General features: G+C 74.6%; 15 protein-coding genes. 11 read left to right on the top strand and 4 right to left on the bottom strand.

Translation table 11 applies throughout. From position 1 onward, the window contains the following. Positions 1-82 precede the first annotated feature (82 nt). Positions 83-859 (bottom strand): GNAT family N-acetyltransferase, encoded by a 777-nt coding sequence (locus ACLJWH_RS34075; RefSeq protein ID WP_411145655.1) that lies wholly within the window; start codon positions 857-859, stop codon positions 83-85. A 215-nt stretch (positions 860-1074) separates the two neighbouring features. Here ACLJWH_RS34075 and ACLJWH_RS34070 point away from each other — a divergent pair, with 215 nt between their 5' ends. The 8 genes from ACLJWH_RS34070 to ACLJWH_RS34035 all read left to right on the top strand — a co-directional run bounded on the left by ACLJWH_RS34070 (position 1075) and on the right by ACLJWH_RS34035 (position 9432). Beyond that, on the top strand, positions 1075-3117 hold the full coding sequence (locus ACLJWH_RS34070) for an MFS transporter (RefSeq protein ID WP_411145654.1): 2043 nt from the start codon (positions 1075-1077) through the stop codon (positions 3115-3117). Beyond that, positions 3117-3611 carry a MarR family winged helix-turn-helix transcriptional regulator gene (locus ACLJWH_RS34065; protein ID WP_411145653.1) on the top strand — a complete coding sequence of 165 codons (495 nt, stop codon included), beginning with the start codon at positions 3117-3119 and terminating at the stop codon, positions 3609-3611. Before ACLJWH_RS34070 ends, ACLJWH_RS34065 begins: the two co-directional genes overlap by 1 nt. 63 nt (positions 3612-3674) lie before the next feature. Next, positions 3675-4418 (top strand): dienelactone hydrolase family protein, encoded by a 744-nt coding sequence (locus ACLJWH_RS34060; protein WP_411145652.1) that lies wholly within the window; start codon positions 3675-3677, stop codon positions 4416-4418. Positions 4419-4489: 71 nt separating this feature from the next. After that, positions 4490-4774: a DUF6295 family protein gene (locus ACLJWH_RS34055; protein ID WP_411145651.1), complete on the top strand. Its 285-nt coding sequence runs from the start codon at positions 4490-4492 to the stop codon at positions 4772-4774. Between the two features lie 358 nt (positions 4775-5132). After that, complete coding sequence (locus ACLJWH_RS34050) at positions 5133-5750, top strand: molybdopterin-dependent oxidoreductase (protein WP_411145650.1); 618 nt, start codon at positions 5133-5135, stop codon at positions 5748-5750. A gap of 225 nt (positions 5751-5975) precedes the next feature. Further along, positions 5976-6371, top strand: a complete 396-nt coding sequence (locus tag ACLJWH_RS34045) for a molybdopterin-binding protein (protein WP_052854238.1) — start codon at positions 5976-5978, stop codon at positions 6369-6371. 100 nt (positions 6372-6471) lie between these two features. Next, positions 6472-7275 (top strand): molybdate ABC transporter substrate-binding protein, encoded by an 804-nt coding sequence (gene modA / locus ACLJWH_RS34040; protein ID WP_411145649.1) that lies wholly within the window; start codon positions 6472-6474, stop codon positions 7273-7275. Positions 7276-7455: 180 nt separating this feature from the next. Next, positions 7456-9432 carry an ABC transporter permease gene (locus ACLJWH_RS34035; protein ID WP_411145648.1) on the top strand — a complete coding sequence of 659 codons (1977 nt, stop codon included), beginning with the start codon at positions 7456-7458 and terminating at the stop codon, positions 9430-9432. A gap of 78 nt (positions 9433-9510) precedes the next feature. On the opposite strand, the gene ACLJWH_RS34030 is transcribed toward ACLJWH_RS34035, so the two are convergent. Both ACLJWH_RS34030 and ACLJWH_RS34025 read right to left on the bottom strand, forming a co-directional pair. Continuing rightward, on the bottom strand, positions 9511-9954 hold the full coding sequence (locus tag ACLJWH_RS34030) for a nitroreductase family deazaflavin-dependent oxidoreductase (protein ID WP_411145647.1): 444 nt from the start codon (positions 9952-9954) through the stop codon (positions 9511-9513). Between the two features lie 183 nt (positions 9955-10137). Then, complete coding sequence (locus tag ACLJWH_RS34025) at positions 10138-10767, bottom strand: TetR/AcrR family transcriptional regulator C-terminal domain-containing protein (protein ID WP_411145646.1); 630 nt, start codon at positions 10765-10767, stop codon at positions 10138-10140. A 130-nt stretch (positions 10768-10897) separates the two neighbouring features. Here ACLJWH_RS34025 and ACLJWH_RS34020 point away from each other — a divergent pair, with 130 nt between their 5' ends. Then, positions 10898-12406 carry an APC family permease gene (locus ACLJWH_RS34020; RefSeq protein ID WP_411145645.1) on the top strand — a complete coding sequence of 503 codons (1509 nt, stop codon included), beginning with the start codon at positions 10898-10900 and terminating at the stop codon, positions 12404-12406. 213 nt (positions 12407-12619) lie between these two features. After that, positions 12620-14260, top strand: coding sequence for an amidohydrolase (locus tag ACLJWH_RS34015; protein WP_411145644.1), 1641 nt, complete (start codon positions 12620-12622; stop codon positions 14258-14260). A gap of 568 nt (positions 14261-14828) precedes the next feature. Here the strand turns inward: ACLJWH_RS34015 and ACLJWH_RS34010 are convergent. After that, the gene (locus tag ACLJWH_RS34010; protein WP_411145722.1) at positions 14829-15722 is read right to left on the bottom strand and encodes a UbiA family prenyltransferase; all 894 of its coding nucleotides are present in this window, start codon (positions 15720-15722) and stop codon (positions 14829-14831) included. 430 nt (positions 15723-16152) lie between these two features. On the opposite strand from ACLJWH_RS34010, the gene ACLJWH_RS34005 reads away from it, so the two are divergent. Then, positions 16153-17208: a type III polyketide synthase gene (locus tag ACLJWH_RS34005; protein ID WP_411145643.1), complete on the top strand. Its 1056-nt coding sequence runs from the start codon at positions 16153-16155 to the stop codon at positions 17206-17208. Positions 17209-17260 lie beyond the last annotated feature (52 nt).

The following is a 17260-nucleotide window of genomic DNA, read 5'->3' as shown; positions in this document are numbered from 1 at the left end:
TTCCCTGCCGTTCCGTTCTCCGGTGCGATGACGGCCACCCGGCTCAACTTCCTTGTGGCGCAAGGCCGGTGGCGTCCGCCCGTCAGGGGCGGTGGAGGTACGGGGTGGCCGTGCTCAGCGCGGCGAAGCCCAGGCGCCGCAGGATCGGGCGGCTTTGGTCGGAGGCGTCCACCCGCAGGTAGCGCACCCCGCGTTCGGCGGCGAGCCGGGCCCGGTGGGCGATCAGCGCCCGGTAGATGCCGCGGCCGCGCCAGGCGGGCAGCGTGCCGCCGCCCCACAGCCCCGCGAAGTCCGTCCCCGGCACCCACTCCAGCCGCGCCCCGGACACCGGTTCGTCACCGGCCGTCACGACGGTGAGGGCGAGCGCGTCCGGATCCGCCGCGAGCCGGGCGAGCAGCCGGTCCCGCAGCCGGCCGCCGGGCGTGCCGAACACCTCCTCGTGCACCCGCACGAGCTGCTCCACACCGGCCGGGTCCGTCACCGGCAACAGCCGTACGCCCGGGGGCAGTTCGGCCTCCTTGGGGAGGCCGGCCACCTCCGCGACCATCAGCGTCTCCGCCGGCTCGGGCAGGAAACCGGCCGCCCGCAGCCGCGCGCCGAGGTCGGCGGGCCGGTCGTGCGCGTACACCGTCCACTCGAACTCGCGGTCCAGCGCGGCGAAGTGCCGCACCTGCGCGGCGATCGCCGCGTCGGCGGTGGCCTCGGTCAGATCCGACCAGAGGATGCCGTGCCAGTCGGCGGGCCCGCCGGTCTGGCGCACCACACCGCCGGTCCGCTCGACCCGGGCGGCGGCGGAATCGGGCGGCGCCGCACGCCGCAGCTGCCGGTCGAGGAGGGTGCGTACCGCATCAAGATCCATCCGCACATTGCAGCACCGGGGCGCGGGCGGGCCAACCGGATATTTCCGCCCGCGCCGCCGTCCGCCCGCCCGCGCACGTCCGGCGGGCGGGCGACCGGCGTGGTCACCGGCAACGCGGCAGACGCAACGCTGGCCGGACGCCGGGGGCGGGACTAAATTGGTTGATGTCAAGCAAGTAAATCTCCCGGTGTACCTCCCGATGGGAGTGGTGTCCCGTGGGAAAGACGGCCGCAGTCCCGGCCCGCCCGAGCCCGGGGCCGCGCTTCGTGCCCGGCCCGCGCTACAAATGGGTCGCCCTGTCGAACACGACCCTCGGCATGCTGATCGCCTCCATCAACATGTCGATCATGCTGATCGCGCTGCCCGACATCTTCCGCGGCATCGGAGTGAATCCCCTCCAGCCCGGAAACACGGGCCTGCTGCTCTGGCTGATCATGGGCTATCTGGTGGTCACCGCCGTCCTCGTGGTGAGCTTCGGCCGGCTCGGCGACATGTACGGCAGGACCCGGATGTACAACCTGGGCTTCGCCGTCTTCACCGTCTTCTCCGTACTGCTCTCGGTGACCTGGCAGCACGGCACGGCCGGCGCCCTGTGGCTGATCGGCATGCGCGTCCTGCAAGGCATCGGCGGCGCGATGCTGATGGCGAACGCCAACGCGATCCTCACCGACGCCTTCCCCGCCCGGCAGCGCGGCCTCGCCCTGGGCCTGAACCAGGTGGCGGGCATCGCCGGGTCGTTCCTCGGGCTGGTCCTCGGCGGGCTGCTCGGCCCCGTCGACTGGCGGCTGGTCTTCCTGGTGTCGGTGCCGTTCGGCGTGTTCGGCACGCTCTGGGCCTACCGGAAACTGCGCGACACCGGTATCCGCACCCCGGCCCGGCTCGACTGGTGGGGCAACCTCACCTTCGCGGTGGGCCTGATCGCCGTGCTGGCCGGCATCACGTACGGCATCCAGCCCTACGGCGGGCACACCATGGGCTGGACCAGCCCAGCGGTGCTCGCCGCACTGGGCGGCGGTGTGGCGATGCTGGCCGTCTGCTGTGTGGTCGAGACAAAGGTCCCCGCACCGATGTTCCGGCTGGGCCTGTTCCGCATCCGCGCGTTCACCGCGGGGAACCTCGCCAGCCTGCTCGCCGCGCTCGGCCGCGGCGGCCTGATGTTCATCCTGATCATCTGGCTGCAAGGCATCTGGCTGCCCCGGCACGGCTACAGCTTCACCCAGACACCGCTCTGGGCCGGTATCTACATGCTGCCGCTGACCCTCGGCTTCCTGGTGGCGGGGCCGGTGTCCGGCTGGGCCTCGGACCGGTTCGGCGCCCGGACCTTCGCCACCGGCGGCATGCTGCTGGCGGCCGGTACGTTCGTCGCGCTGCAAGCGCTGCCGGTCGATTTCGACTACCCGGGCTTCGCGCTGATCCTGCTGCTCAACGGCATCGGCATGGGCCTGTTCGCGGCGCCGAACCGGGCCGCCGTCATGAACAGCCTGCCCCCCGACCAGCGCGGCGTCGGCGCCGGCATCAGCACCACCTTCCAGAACTCCGCCATGGTGCTGTCCATCGGCATCTTCTTCTCCCTGATGATCGCGGGGCTGGCGTCCGCGCTGCCCGGCGCCCTCACCCACGGCCTGACCGCGCAGGGCGTCCCGGCGGCCGACACCGCCAAGGTCGCGGCGCTGCCGCCGGTGGGCGTGCTGTTCGCCTCCCTGCTGGGCTACAACCCGGTGCAGACCCTGCTCGGCCCGCACGTCCTGAGCCAGTTGCCGGCCGGCCACGCCGCGTACCTGACCGGCCGCGAGTTCTTCCCCCGGCTGATCTCCCCGCCGTTCGCCGACGGGCTGGCCGTCGCCTTCGATTTCGCCATCGCCGCCTGCCTGATCGCGGCCGTCGCCTCGCTGCTGCGCGGCGGGCGCTACATCCATGACGAGCGGGTCCACGAGGAGCGGATCAGCGACGAGCGCCGCCGGGACCGGAGCCACCGCGACGGGTCGCACGACCACCGCCGTCACGACGACCGGATCGGGGACCCGGTGCTCCGGGGACAGGCACCCGGCGCTCCGGCCGTATCCGCGGGCCCGGTGACCGGACCTGATCCGGCGACCGGTCCCGGTCCGGCCGCCGCCCACGGCCCGCCGGGCCGCACCGCCCGGCCGTCGGACACCACCCGGCCGCCCCGTTCTCTCGGGGCCACCGGCCCCGCCCCGGCGCCGCCCCCGTCACCGGGCCGCCCCGGGAACCCGCCGGACCGCTCCGGGAGCCCATGATGGACACCACCGGGCGGCCGGCCGAGACCGCGGAGCTGGCCGGGCGGCTGCGCGCGGTGATACAGCATCTGCTGCCGCTGCTCCGCGGTCAGCACGCGCACGGCGATCTGACCCCCAGCAGGCTCACCGCCCTCGCGGTGCTCGCCGCCCACGGCCCGCTGCGCGTCAGCGGCCTCGCCGCCCGCATGAACATCGCGCTGTCCACCGCCTCCCGCATGGTGGATCTGCTCGACGACTGCGGCTGGATCGCCCGCCGGCCCGACCCCGACGATCAACGGGCCACCCTCCTCAGCCTCAACGAAGCCGGCCGGACCCTGCTCGGCGCGGTACGCCGGGAGACCACCAGCCGGCTCGCCGAGGAGATAGCCGGGCTGCCCCAGGACAGGCAGCGCCTGCTGCACGCGGCGCTCCCGGCCCTCGAAGACCTCGCGGAACGGGCGCAGCGGCCCGGCCCCCGGAGGCCGGCCCCGGACCCCGTCGACGCCACCCCCTGAAACCCGTCACCCCGGCGGCCGAGGGCAGCCGCCCCGCCGCTGTGCCCGAGCCGAGGATCTGCCATGTACGACGCACTGCTCGCCGAGACCGTCACCCTCACCGGCCACGACGGCGACGCCATCGAGGCGTACGCCGCGCGCCCGCTCACCCCCGGACCCACCGGCGGCGTGGTGGTCATCCACCACATGCCCGGCTACGACCGGGCCACCAAGGAGATCACCCGCCGGTTCGCCGCGGAGGGCTACGCCGCCGTCTGCCCCAATCTCTACAGCCGCGAGGCGCCCGGCGCGGAACCGGACGACGCGGCCGCCGCGGCCCGCGCCCGCGGCGGCGTCCCCGACGCACGCCTGGTCGGGGACGTGGCGGGCGCCGCCCGCTATCTGCGCGGGCTCTCCTCCGCCAACCAGCGCGTCGGCACCATCGGTTACTGCTCCGGCGGCCGCCAGTCCTTCCTCGCGGCGTGCAGCCTCGACCTCCAGGCCGCCGTGGACTGCTACGGGGCGTTCGTCGCCGGCCGCCCGCCCCACGACTTCCCGGTCCCGGCCGAACCGCTCCTCCACCTCACCGAGAACCTGTCCTGTCCGCTGCTCGGCCTGTTCGGCGCCGAGGACCAGCACCCGTCCCCGGCCGAGACGGCGGAACTGGAGGAGGCGCTGACGGCGCACCGCAAGACGTACGAGTTCCACACCTATGACGGCGCCGGGCACGCCTTCTTCGCGGTGGACCGGCCCAGCTACCGCCCGCAGCCCGCGGTCGAGGGCTGGGGCCGCGTCCTGGACTTCTTCGGCCGCCACCTCGCGGGCTGACCTCCGCTCCGCAGCCCCGGCCACACCCACCCCGACCACACCCGCACCGCACGGAAGGCGACACCACCACCATGTGCACCTACCTCACCGAGAAGATCGCGATCGACGGCAGCGGCAAGGGCGCGCGGGGGTACTTCACCCTCAGCGAGGCCATGGTCTACGTCGACCACCCCCAGCACGCCCCCTACGAGCACACCGTCAACATCGACTTCCTCAACCCCGCGCAGGGCCCCGCGGCGCGGGTGGCCGTCGAACTCACCGAAGAGGCCGCGCTCGCCCTCGCCGAGGCGATCCGCCACGCCCTCGACGTCGCACCGCCCGGTCTCGCCTCCGCCGCCGGTGCCCCGGGCCGCTGATCCGCCGGGTGCGGCACCCGCGACCACCGGAGCGGGCGCCGGTGCGCGGCCGGTGCGATCGTGAACCACGCGACGGGCATCTGCGCCGACGCCGGCCGGCCCTGCGCCGGCGGACCCGCAAGGGCCGGCGGTCCGGCGCGCGGGGCCGCCGCGGTGCCCGTGCCCAGCTGGTCCGCGCGTCGTCAGGATGGCCGGGTGACGCTCTCGGCCAACCCGGACATGCCGCCCGTAGGGAGTGCTTCACCTCGCATCGGCGAGGTAAAGAAGCGCAAGGGGATGGCAGACGCGGTTCGCCGGTGGGGTGGTCGGGCATCACAGGAGGGCAGCCGCCGCGCGGACCGTCTGGAGGGGGACATCCATGAGCCGGACCGGCACGCCGTCCCGCACCACACCCATAGGCACCACGCCCGGATTCCCCACCTCCGGGTGCCCCGCTCCCGTATGCCCCACGTCCGGGTGCGCCGCGCCCGTGGACGCCGCGGCCGCCCGAGCCGCTTCCGGCGTCGCCGTCCGGCGTTTTCTGATCGGCGGTCAGGTGCGCCGCCCGGCCTCGCTGACCGTCGCCGATCTCCGGGAGCGGTGGGCGCAGCACCGCGCCCGGGTGGTCTTCGACTGCGCCACCAGCGGGCCGCGCCGGCACACCTTCGAAGGGCCGCTGCTGCGGGAGGTGGTGGGCGAGGCGGGGCCCGCCTTCGACGCCCGGCGGCGCAAGGACCGCTCCCGGTTCCTGCTGTCCGTCACGGGTGGGGACGGGCATCACGCCGTGCTGGCCTGGGCGGAGATCGACGCCGACTTCGGCGATGCGCCGGTGCTGCTGGCCGCCTCCCTGGACGGGCACGGGCTGGACACGGCGGGCAGTCAGCTGGTGGTGCCCACCGACCGTTGCGGGGCGCGCTACATCAGCGCGATCACCGGCATCCGGGTCGGGACCTGGGAGGCCGCCGGGGAGTGTGAGGGCGGTCCTGGGGAGCGGTGAGGAAAGCAGCCCGGGGGAGAGGGCGCGCCGCCCGGGGGAGGAGTCGCGCCGCCCGGGGAAGGGGGCGCGCCGCCCGGGGGAGAGGCCGCGCCGCCCGGGAAGGGGCGGCGGCGGGAAGGGCCGCCGATCCTTCCACGGCGCCTTTCGCTGTTCTCCCTGGCATCTGCTGGGCGAGATTGGCTTATGAATTGCAAATACCAGCCAATGGCGAATATGTTGTCGCATATGCAGTCCTACACGATCGGCCAGGCGGCGCGTCTGCTGGGCGTCAGCCCCGACACCGCCCGCCGCTGGGCGGACGCCGGAAAGGTCGCGACCCATCGCGACGAGAGCGGCCGCCGCCTCATCGACGGCCGTGACCTGGCCGCCTTCTCCGTCGAGGTCGCCCAGAACGGCAGCGGCGAGGAGGACATCTCGTACACCTCCGCCAGGAACGCCTTCCCCGGCATCGTCACCGCCGTGAAGCTCGGCGATGTGGCCGCCCAGGTCGAGATCCAGGCGGGCCCGCACCGCCTGGTGTCCCTGCTGACCCGGGAAGCGGTGGAGGAACTGGGCCTGGAAGTGGGCATGCAGGCCACCGCCCGCGTGAAGTCCACCAATGTGCACATCGACCGCACCTGAGCCACCGCGTCGACCGAGCGGCGTCGGCCGTCCCCGGCGCGGCTCGTCCCTACCCGCTCGGGCGGCACCGGTCGCCCCGCGTCCCAAGGAGTCCCGCCCCATGTCCCTCGCCTTCACCGGACGCCGTGCCGCCGCCGCGATCGTCACCGCCGCGCTGCTCGTTCCGCTCGCCGCATGCGGCAACAAGGACGACGGCGCGAAGGCCGGCGGTGCCGAGAAGTCCGGCGGCAGCACCGCCAAGGCGGACCTCACCGTGCTGGCCGCCGCCTCGCTGACCGACGTCTTCAAGACCGCGGGCGCCGTCTACGAGAAGTCGCACCCGGGCACCAAGGTGAAGTTCTCCTTCGCCGGTTCGCAGGAACTGGCCGCCCAGGTCAAGCAGGGGGCCCCCGCCGATGCCCTGGTCACCGCCGACACCAAGACCATGGACGGGCTGAAGGCGGACACCGGCACCCCGGCCGTCATCGCCAGGAACCGCCTGGTCATCGCGGTGGGCAAGGACAACCCGAAGAAGGTCCACGACCTCAAGGACCTCACCGGCAGCAACCTCAAGGTCGTCCTGGCCGCCCCCGAGGTGCCGGTCGGCCGCTACAGCAAGAAGGTCCTGGACCAGCAGCACCTCGCGGTGCACCCGGTCTCCCAGGAGCCCAACGTCCGCGCCGTGCTGAGCAAGGTGGAACTGGGCGAGGCCGACGCCGGCATCGTCTACAAGACGGACGCCGCGACCGCGCCCGGCAAGGTCGAGGCCATCGACATCCCCGACGCGCAGAACGCCGTCGCCGACTACCCGGCCGCGACCCTGAAGACGTCCAAGAACGGTGCGGCCGCGGCCGCGTTCGTGACGTGGCTGAACACGCCCGAGGCGCAGCAGATCCTTCAGAAGGCGGGCTTCCAGAAGCCGTAGGCAGCCGCCCGTCCCACGGCCTGCGACCCACGCGCCCCACGGCGCGTACCGCACGGAGCCGTCCGGATCGGGGGCCGGACAGCTCCCTGCGGCCGCGCGGCCCGCACCGTACGCGCCCCGCCGTACGCGTCCCGTCGGCCCGCCCCGATCCGCCCGCCGCCCCCGATCCCAGGACCCCCGATGAGACGCCCCCGCACCCGCACGCCCGGCACCCGTACTCCGGTCGCCCTGGCCGTGCCCGCCCTCCTGGCGATCGCGTTCCTGCTGATGCCGCTCATCGGCATCCTCGCCCGCACCTCCTGGGGCGAGCTGGGCACCCACCTCACCAGCCCCGGCGTCACCGAAGCCCTCCGGCTCTCGCTGCTCGTCTCCTTCTGGGCACTGGGGCTGTCCCTGCTGCTCGGGGTGCCGCTGGCCTGGCTGCTGGCCCGCGTCACGTTCCCCGGCAAGACCCTGGTGCGCACCCTGGTGCTGCTGCCGATGGTCCTGCCGCCCACGGTCGGCGGTGTCGCCCTGCTCCTCGGCTTCGGCCGCCGCGGTCTGCTCGGCCCCTGGCTGGAGGACACCTTCGGCCTCACCCTGCCCTTCCACACCTCGGGCGCGGTGGTGGCGGCCACCTTCGTCGCGATGCCGTTCCTGGTCATCAGCCTGGAGGGCACGCTCGCCGGGCTGCGCCCCGCCTACGAGGAGACGGCGGCCTCGCTCGGCGCCTCGCCGGTACGGGTCTTCTGCACCGTCACCCTCCCCATGGTCGCTCCCGGGCTCGCCGCCGGCGCCGCGCTGACCTGGGCGCGGGCGCTCGGCGAGTTCGGCGCCACCATCACCTTCGCGGGCAACCTGCCCGGGACGACCCAGACGCTGCCCCTCCAGGTCTATCTGCTGCTCCAGGACTCCCCGGAAGCCGCCACCTCCGTCTCCCTGCTGCTGCTCGCCATCGCCATGGCCGTCCTCATCGGCCTGCGCGGCCGCTGGACCGGAGGCGCCACCGTCCGCGCCCGCCGCGTCCCGCGCTCCGCGGCACGCCCCGCCGACGACGCGCACCCGGCGCCGCCACGGCCCGCCGGGGACGACGGCCACCCCCGCCCGGAACCCGCGGCCCCCAAGTCCTCCGCTCCGCAGGAGCGCTGGCCGCTGCACGCCGAGGTCACCGGCTTCAACCAGCTGACCCTCGACGCCGATCCGGGCACCACCATCGCCGTCGTCGGCCCCAACGGCGCCGGCAAGACCACACTGCTGCGCGCCCTGCTCGGCCTCACCCCGCGCGCCCACGCGGCCCTGCGGCTCGGCGGCACCGACGCCGGTGCGCTGCCCCCGCACCGTCGCGGCGTCGCCTGGGTGCCCCAGGACGGCGCGCTCTTCCCGCACCTGAGCGCGCTGACCAACACGGCGTACGGGCTGCGCGCGCACCGCGTCTCGCGCGCCGAGGCCCGCCGCGAGGCCCAGTGGTGGCTGGACCGGCTCGACGTCGGCCACCTCGCCCACCGCAAGCCCGCCCAGCTCTCCGGCGGCCAGGCCCAACGCGTCGCGCTGGCCCGCGCGTTGGCCGCCCGGCCCCGGCTCCTCCTGCTCGACGAGCCGCTCGCCGCCCTGGACCAGACCACCCGCGCCCATGTCCGGCACACCCTGCGTACCCACCTCGCGGGCTTCGGCGGGGTCTGCCTGATCGTCACCCACGACCCGGTCGAGGCGGTCTCGCTGGCCGACCGCGTCCTCGTCCTGGAGGAGGGCCGCACCCTCCAGGACGCCTCGCCCGCCGAGGTCACCCGCCGCCCGCACTCGCCGTGGGTCGCCCGGATGCTCGGCCGGAACGCCTGGCCCGGCACCGCCACCGCCGACGGCCTCGCACCGGCCGGCGGCGGCCGGCTCGTCGTCGCGGAGAGCCTCCCCGCCGGCACCCGCGCGCTGGCGATCATCGCGCCGGAGGCCGTCTCCGTCCACCGCGACAAGCCCGGGGGCAGTCCGCGCAACGTCTGGCCGGGCACCGTCCGCGAGATCACCTCGGCGGGCAGCCGGCTACGGATCCTGATCAGCTCGTCGGAGGTGCCCGACCTCGTCGCCGAGATCACCCCGCAGGCGGCCCTCGAACTCGGCCTGGCCGACGGCGTACCCGTGTGGACCGGCGTCAAGGCCACCGAGGTCTCCCTCGTCCCCCGCTGACCGCCACCGCGCCGGACGGCACAGTGCCCCATGGACCCGGGGACGGGGACATGGGGCACGGCGGCATCCGGCACCCGGTCAGCCGGCGGGCGTCGCCTCCAGGACGAAGACGGGGATCTCGCGGGCCGTCTTCTGCTGGTAGTCGGCGTAGTCGGGGAACGCCGCGACCGCGCGCTCCCACCAGACCGCCTTCTCCTCGCCGGTCACCTCACGCGCCGTCATGTCCTGGCGCACGGTGCCGTCCTGGAGCTCCACCCGGGAGTCGGCCACCAGGTTGTGGTACCAGACCGGGTGCTTGGGGGCGCCGCCCACCGAGGCGACCGCGGCGTACACCCCCTGGTGCTCCACCCGCATCAGCGGGCTCTTGCGGATCTTGCCGCTCTTCGCGCCCCGGGTGGTCAGGACGATGACGGGCAGGCCCCGCATCGTCGTGCCCTCGGTGCCGCCGGAGCTCTCGTACAACGCGACCTGGTCGCGCACCCACTGCGTAGGGCTCGGCTCGTACTCACCCTCAAGAGGCATGCTGCCCGTCCCCTCATCGAAGAATTGATTCGTAGGCACAGGGCCGCGGCGGCGGGCCGCCGCAGACCGTCATGACGATCGCTCAACAACCGGGAGCCGCGCAATCTTCCCCGCTCCGTCGCCGTGTCGGGCGAGCGCGTGCGAGCACGGCGGGACCGCCACCGCGCACCCGCCCCCGGCGCCTCAGGCGCGCGCCTCGGCGAGTTGCGCCACCAGACCGCGGACCAGCGCGTCCAGGCCCGTCGCGAACGCCTCCTCGGCCCGCGCCGCCTTCCGTGGCACGCTGTCCAGCGCCGCGGCCAGCAGCGGCACCGCCGCGCCGTCCGCCGAGGGGTCGATCATCAGCGGGGGAGCGGCGAGGTCGAGAGCGGAGCCGAGCAGGAACGCCTCCACGCTCGTCAGCACCGCGACCAGCCGCTCCGACGGCCAGCCGCCGCGGTCGAGCGCGCCCAGGACCGTCTCGTACATGGCGAGGGTGGCCGGTGAGCTGATCGTGGTGGTGGCGAGCAGTGCGATGGCGTGCGGATGCCGGGCGAACGCGTCGCGGTACGAGCGCGCCCAGGCGGTGAGCGCCTCGTCCCACGGGCGGTCGGCGAACGCGGAGGTGTCCATCTCCTCGACGACCAGCCGCCGTACGCCCTCGACGACCGCCGCCCGGCCCGCGACATGGTGGTAGAGCGACGGCGTCCTGATACCCAGCCGCGCCGCGAGCCGGGGCAGGCTGAACGCGTCGGCGCCCTCGGCGTCGATCAGCGCCAGCGCCTCCCGGATGATCCGGTCCGTGCTGAGCAGCGGTATGTGCGGCCTCCCCATGGCCCAACTTCCTTCCTCGCGCGGCCCGAACAGTCCGCCGGGATCCGATTCCCCCGAGGGCTTCCCCACGGACCGTGTGCCGCGTACGGTCTCCCCACAAAACTAAAGCCATTAGTTACGAGGATCGCGCATGAGCCCGCAGCCGTCCACATCTTCGTCGTATTCGTCCGTTTCACCGCCCACCGCTCCGTCCACAGCCTCGTCCACCGCAGCCGCCGACGCTCTCGAAAAGGGCGCCATCGGCGCCGGTGACCTGGTCTTCTTCGTGGTGGCCGCGGCCGCGCCGCTGACCGTGATGGCCGGTGTCGCCCCGGTGGCGATCGGCATGGCCGGCCAGGCGGCGCCCCTCGGCTATCTGATCTCCGGCCTGCTGCTCATCGTCTTCGCCGCCGGTTTCACCGCGATGAGCCGGTACGTCCGCAACGCCGGCGCGTTCTACGCGTACATCGGCCGCGGCCTCGGCCGGGCCGTCGGGGTGGGCTCGGCCTATGTGGCCCTGCTCGCGTACAACGCCATCGAGGTCGGACTGCTCGCCGCCTTCGGCCGGTTCACCGAATCCGGCTTCCACGAGCTGACGGGCGTCCGCGTCTCCTGGTGGGTCTGGGCGTTCGTCGGGCTGGCCGCCATCGGCGCCCTCGGCTATCTCAAGGTCACCCTCAGCGCCAAGGTGCTCGGCGTCGCGCTCGCCCTCGAAGTGCTGGTCCTGCTGGTGTTCGAGGCCGGGGTGTTCGCGCACGGCGGCGGGCCCGACGGCCCCCGGCTCGGTGCACTCTCCCCCGAGCACCTCGCCAACGCGGGCGTGGGCGGCATGTTCGTGCTCGCCGTCGGCGCGTTCATCGGCTTCGAGGCGACCGCGATCTACGCCGAGGAGGCACGCCGGCCGGAACGTTCGGTGCCGCGCGCGACGTATATCGCCGTCGGCTTCCTCGCGCTCTTCTACACCTTCACCGTCTGGACGATCATCAACGCCTTCGGCGCGGACCGGGTGCAGGCGGTGGCGAACGGCGCGGGCGGCACCGACATGGTCTTCACCGCCACCGAGCGGTTCGCCGGCGCCTGGGCCGCCGACGCCATGCATCTGCTCATCATCACCAGCGCGTTCGCCGCCACCCTCGCCTTCCACAACGGCGCCACCCGCTACTTCTACGCCCTGGGCCGCGAGGGACTGCTGCCGCGCCGCCTCGGCACCGTGACGGCGGGGACCAGATCGCCGGCCGCCGCGGTCGTCCTCCAGTCGGCGCTCGGGCTCGTCGTGGTGTCGGCCACGATCGCCACCGGAGCGGACCCGTACGCCGTCACGTTCCTGTGGACGAACGGCACCGGCATCCTGGGCATCATGATCATGCAGGCGCTCACCGCGCTCGCCGTGTACGGCTTCTTCCGCCGCGACCGCCGGGGGCTGCCCGCCTGGCGGGTGGTGGCGGCGCCGCTGCTGGCCGGCGCCGGGCTCGCCGTGCTGACCGTGCTGGTGTGCCGCAACTTCGGTCTGCTGACCGGCGCTTCGGCCGGGATCAACGCCGCGCTCCTCGTCCCCCTGCCGCTCGCGTTCGCCGCCGGACTGGCCGTCGCGCTGCGCATCCGCCGCCGCGACCCGCAGCGGTACGCGTTGCTCACCACGGTGGACGCCGAACGCGGCTGACCCCGGCACGGCACCGCACACCGCACACCGCCGTGGTGCCGCGCCGCCCCACGCGACGCGGCACTCCGCTCCTGTCGCAACGTGGCGCACCGGACGACACACGGCAATACCGCCGGTGCGACACCGCGGCACCGCCACACCGCATCACCGAACACCGCATCACCGCCACACCGCCACACCGCCACACCGCAACACCGAGAGGAATCGACTGACATGGCAGCCACGACGGGGACCTTGGCCTTCCGGGGGACGGTGCGTACCGGCGACGGCGCGGACGGCCGCGGCGACAGCACCGCGCTCGCCGTACGCGACGGCAGGGTCGTCGCACTCGGCGCACGGGCCGAGGCCATGGCGCCGACTGCCGCGGAACTGATCGACCTCGGCGGCGGGTTGCTCACGGCGGCCTTCGGGGACGGCCACGCCCACCCGATGTTCGGCGGCCTGGAGGAGGCGGGACCGCGGATCAAGGGGCTGGCGACGGTCGATGCGGTCGTCTCCGAGGTCAAGCGCTGGGCCGCCGCGCACCCGGACGAGGAGTGGATCGTCGGCGCCTCCTACGACCCGGCGCTCGCGCCCGACGGCGAGTTCGACGCCCGCTGGCTGGACGCGGCCGTACCCGACCGGCCGGCCGTCCTGCGCGCGGACGACTACCACACGGTGTGGTGCAACACCGAGGCACTGCGCCGGGCCGGCGTCGACGAGACGACCCCCGACCCGCCGCTCGGCCGGATAGTCCGGCGCCCCGACGGCACCCCCATGGGCACCCTGCGCGAGTGGCACGCCTGCGACCTCGTGCTCGACAGGCTCCCGGCACGGCCGGTGGACGAACTGGTCCAGGCACTGCGGGTGGCCGGCGCGCACTACGCCCGAGCGGGGCTGACCTGGGTTCAGGACGCCTGGGTCGAACCGGAGATGGTGCGGCCGTACCTGGCGGCGGCCCGGCGCGGCGCCCTGGCGTTCCGGGTGAACCTCGCCCAGCGCGCCGACCCCGACCGCTGGCGCGCGCAGCGCGCGCCGTTCGCCGCAGTGCGGCAGCGGGTCGAGGCCGCGGGCAGCGCCCTGCTCTCCGCGCGCACCGTGAAGTTCTTCTGCGACGGTGTCATCGAGGGCGGTACGGCGGCGGTGCTGGCGCCGTACCAGGACGCCCCGCACACCTGCGGTATGCCGGTCTGGCCCGCGGCGGAACTCGCCGCGGCCGTCCGCGCCTTCGACGCCGACGGGTTCCAGGTGCACATCCACGCCATCGGTGACGCGGGGGTGCGCACCGCCCTCGACGCGATCGCCGCCGCGGTGGCGGCCAACCCGGCCTGGGACCGGCGCCCGGTGATCACCCATGTGCAGCTCGCCGACCCCGTCGACCTGCCGCGCTTCGCGGCCCTGGGCGTGATCGCGAACTTCGAACCGCTCTGGGCCCAACTGGACCCGCTCCAGACCGAGTTGAGCATTCCCCGGCTGGGTGCGGAGCGCGCGGCGTTGCAGTACCCGATGGGGGATCTGGCGCGCTCGGGGACGCGGCTCTCGTTCGGCAGCGACTGGCCCGTCTCCTCCCACGAGCCGCTGGCCGGTATCCAGGTCGCGGTGACCCGCCGCACCTTCGAGGGCGAGCCGCGCGACGGCTGGACGGCCCATCAGCGGCTGACGGCCGACCAGGCACTCGACGCCTACACCGCCGGTGTGGCCCACCAGGCATACGCCGACGACCGCACCCGGCTGGCGCCCGGCGCCCCCGCGGACCTGGTCTGGCTGTCGGACGACCCACGCACCGCCGACCCGATGCGGATCCGGCACATCCGCGTCCTCGGCACCTGGCTCGCGGGCCGCCCGACCTACCGCGACACCGACGGGACCGGCTGAACGGCGTGCCGCGGGCGTGCCGCGGGCCGGCCGCGCGCCAATGGTGAGCCGGTCGGGACCGTGGTGGCCGTCCTCGGCGCCCGGGGCGTCGGCCATCGAGGGCGCTCGGCCACGGCGTCCTCCGCGGCTCGTCGTCAGTCACCGCTGGTCGTCGCCGCGGGCCGCCGGGCCACACCGCGCGGCCTCGTCGTCAGGCGCCCGAGCCCGCCGCGGAGAGCGCCGCCGCCGAGGCCCCGGCCGCCCAGGAGGACGATGCCCGGCCCGCCCGTGGCCGCCGCCGTGCCACCCGTAAGGCCGCCGCCCGACGACGAGGCCGCGCCGCGCGGCTTCGTCGTCGTTTCCCGGTGCCGGGCGGGGACCGTGCCGGTCCCGGACGAGGCGGAGCACACCGCCCCCGGGCGGGCCGACGCTCCGAGGGCCGTCCTGCCTTGCCTCTCCTCGGCTCTCCTCTCCGGCCTCGCCGCGCCGGGAACGTGCACGAGGGTGGCGACGGCGGTCCGCGGGGCGATGTGCCCGCACCGCCGGGGCGCGGTGGGCGGACCGCCGTACCTCAGCCGGTGGCCACGCCCTACCGCAGCAGCAGGACGACCCCGACCGCCGCGACGGCGACCGCCCCGGCGAACGGCACCTTCGGCCGGGTACGGCCCAGCAGCGCCCCGCCGGCCGCCACGATCACCGACGCGGCCACGGCGAGCGGCCCGGCGGCACCGGCCGGGCCGGGCCGCCCGAACGCCAGCACCGCGGTCGCCGCCACCAGGGGAACCGGCAGCAGCAGGCCCGACCGGAGTCGGCCCAGCCGCTGCGGCCAGCCGTACACCCCCGTGACCAGGTCGTCGGCGATGTCCGGCAGCACATTGGCCAGATGCGCGCCGACCCCGAGCAGCGCGGCCCCGGTGACCGTCCACCACGGCGGCCAGGGACGGCCCGGCAGGCCCAGCACCACGAAGGCGGGGAGCGAGGCGAACCCCGCGGCGTACGGCAGCCACGACAGCACGGTCGACTTCAGCCCCAGGTTGTACGCCCAGCCCGCGCCGACCCCGGCCAGATGCACCGCCCCCGCGAGCGGCCCGCAGGCGAAGGAGAGCGGCACACAGAGCGCGAGGGCGGCACACGCCGCGATCCGTACGGCACCTGCGGTCACCGAGCCCGCCACCACCGCCTTGGTGCGCCGGCCGACGGCGGTGTCGCGGGCGGCGTCCACCGCGTCGTTGCTCCAGCCGATCGACAACTGCCCCGCCAGCACCGCGGCGACCACCAGCAGCACCCCGGGTCCGGTCCGCCCGGCGGCCACCGCCAGCCCGCCCGTCAGGAGCGTGACCGCTGCGGTCGGCCCCGGGTGACAGGCCCTCAGCAACGAGCACACCGCACCCGCCGCCCGTGGCCCGCGGCCGTCCGGCGTACGCGGTACCCGCGCCGCCGCACCGGTGTCCGGTACCCGGTCGGCGGTGCCCGCCCGGTCCATGGCATCCACGCGGTCATGCTAAGGGCTGTCCCGTCATACCTGGCGGGCGCGCGACGACAGCTACGGCACCTCGCCGCGTTGTCGGAACGTCCGCATACATCCGGTATGCGGACGCTCCTCCGCCGTGCGATGCACCGCATCTGACGCCGCGCGCTGATCCACCAGGTATGACGGGACAGCCCTTAGGCAAGCGCACCACGGCCGGGGCGCAGCGCCATGCCGCCGGCCCGGCCCGGAGGGGTGACGAGGCGCGCGCCGGGCCCCGTGGTCCGCCCACCCGTCCGCCCGTGCCTCCTCGGAGATCCCCGTGGGTTGTGGCTGCGGCTGTGGCTGCGGCCGGACGGGCGACTTCGGCGGGGACGCGGTGTCGGGCGGCCGCGGCCCGGGGCATCTGTTGCAGGGTGACCCCTCTCCCGGCCCCGGACCGCAGATGACCCGCATCGCAGCCGTGCACGGAGTGCTGGCCCCGTACCGGTACGCCCAACGCGAGATCACGGACATGGTCGCCCGGACCTGTCTGCCCGTCGGGACCGACCGCCGCGCCCTCGATCGGCTGCACCGGAGCGCGGGGGTCGGCGCCCGCCATATGGCGCTGCCGCTCGACCGGTACGCCGGTCTCGACGACTTCGGCGCGGCCAACGACACCTTCATCACCACCGCGGTGGAGCTCGGTGCCGACGCCGTCCGCGCGGCGCTGGACACGGCGGAGCTCTCCCCCCGCGACGTCGATCTGCTGATGTTCACCTCGGTGACCGGTATCGCCGCGCCGTCCGTCGACGCGCGCCTGGTGAGCAGGCTCGGGCTGCGCCGGGACGTCAAGCGGCTGCCGATCTTCGGCCTGGGCTGTGTGGCGGGAGCCGCGGGCCTCGCCCGGCTGCACGACTACCTGCTCGGCAGGCCCGACGACGTGGCGGTACTGCTGTCGGTGGAACTGTGCACGCTCACCCTCCAGCGCGCCGACGCCGCGCCGGCCAACCTCGTCGCCACCGGACTGTTCGGGGACGGCGCCGCCGCCGTCGTCGCGTGCGGCGCGCGCCGGGCGGTGGCCGGCGGGCCGACGGTGGTGGCCGGCCGCAGCCACCTCTACCCCGGCACCGAGGACGCGATGGGGTGGGACATCACGGCCTCCGGCTTCCGCGTCGTACTGGACGCCGGCGTCCCCGACCTCGTACGGAAGAACCTCGCCGCCGACGTCGACGCCTTCCTCGCCGACCACGGGCTGCGCCGCACGGACGTCACCGCCTGGGTCTGCCACCCCGGCGGCCCGAAGGTGCTGGACGCGCTGGCGGAATCCCTCGCCCTGCCCGACGGCGCCCTCGACCTCAGCCGGCGCTCGCTGGCGGACGTGGGCAACCTCTCCTCCGCATCCGTGCTGCACGTGCTGCGCGACACCCTGGCCGAGCGTCGGCCACCCGCCGGTACCCCGGGGCTGCTGCTCTCCATGGGGCCCGGGTTCTGCTCCGAACTGGTGCTGCTGCGCTGGTAGAGAGGGGGACAGCCGGTAGGAACGGGGACATCCGCCCCTATCCGGCGGGACG

Origin of the sequence: Streptomyces sp. x-80, assembly GCF_046549095.1 — a bacterium.
In the GTDB taxonomy this organism is placed as follows: Bacteria; Actinomycetota; Actinomycetes; order Streptomycetales; family Streptomycetaceae; genus Streptomyces; species Streptomyces celluloflavus.
The sequence above is the reverse complement of the archived record's forward strand: the minus strand, read 5'-3'. Positions and strand labels throughout refer to the sequence as shown.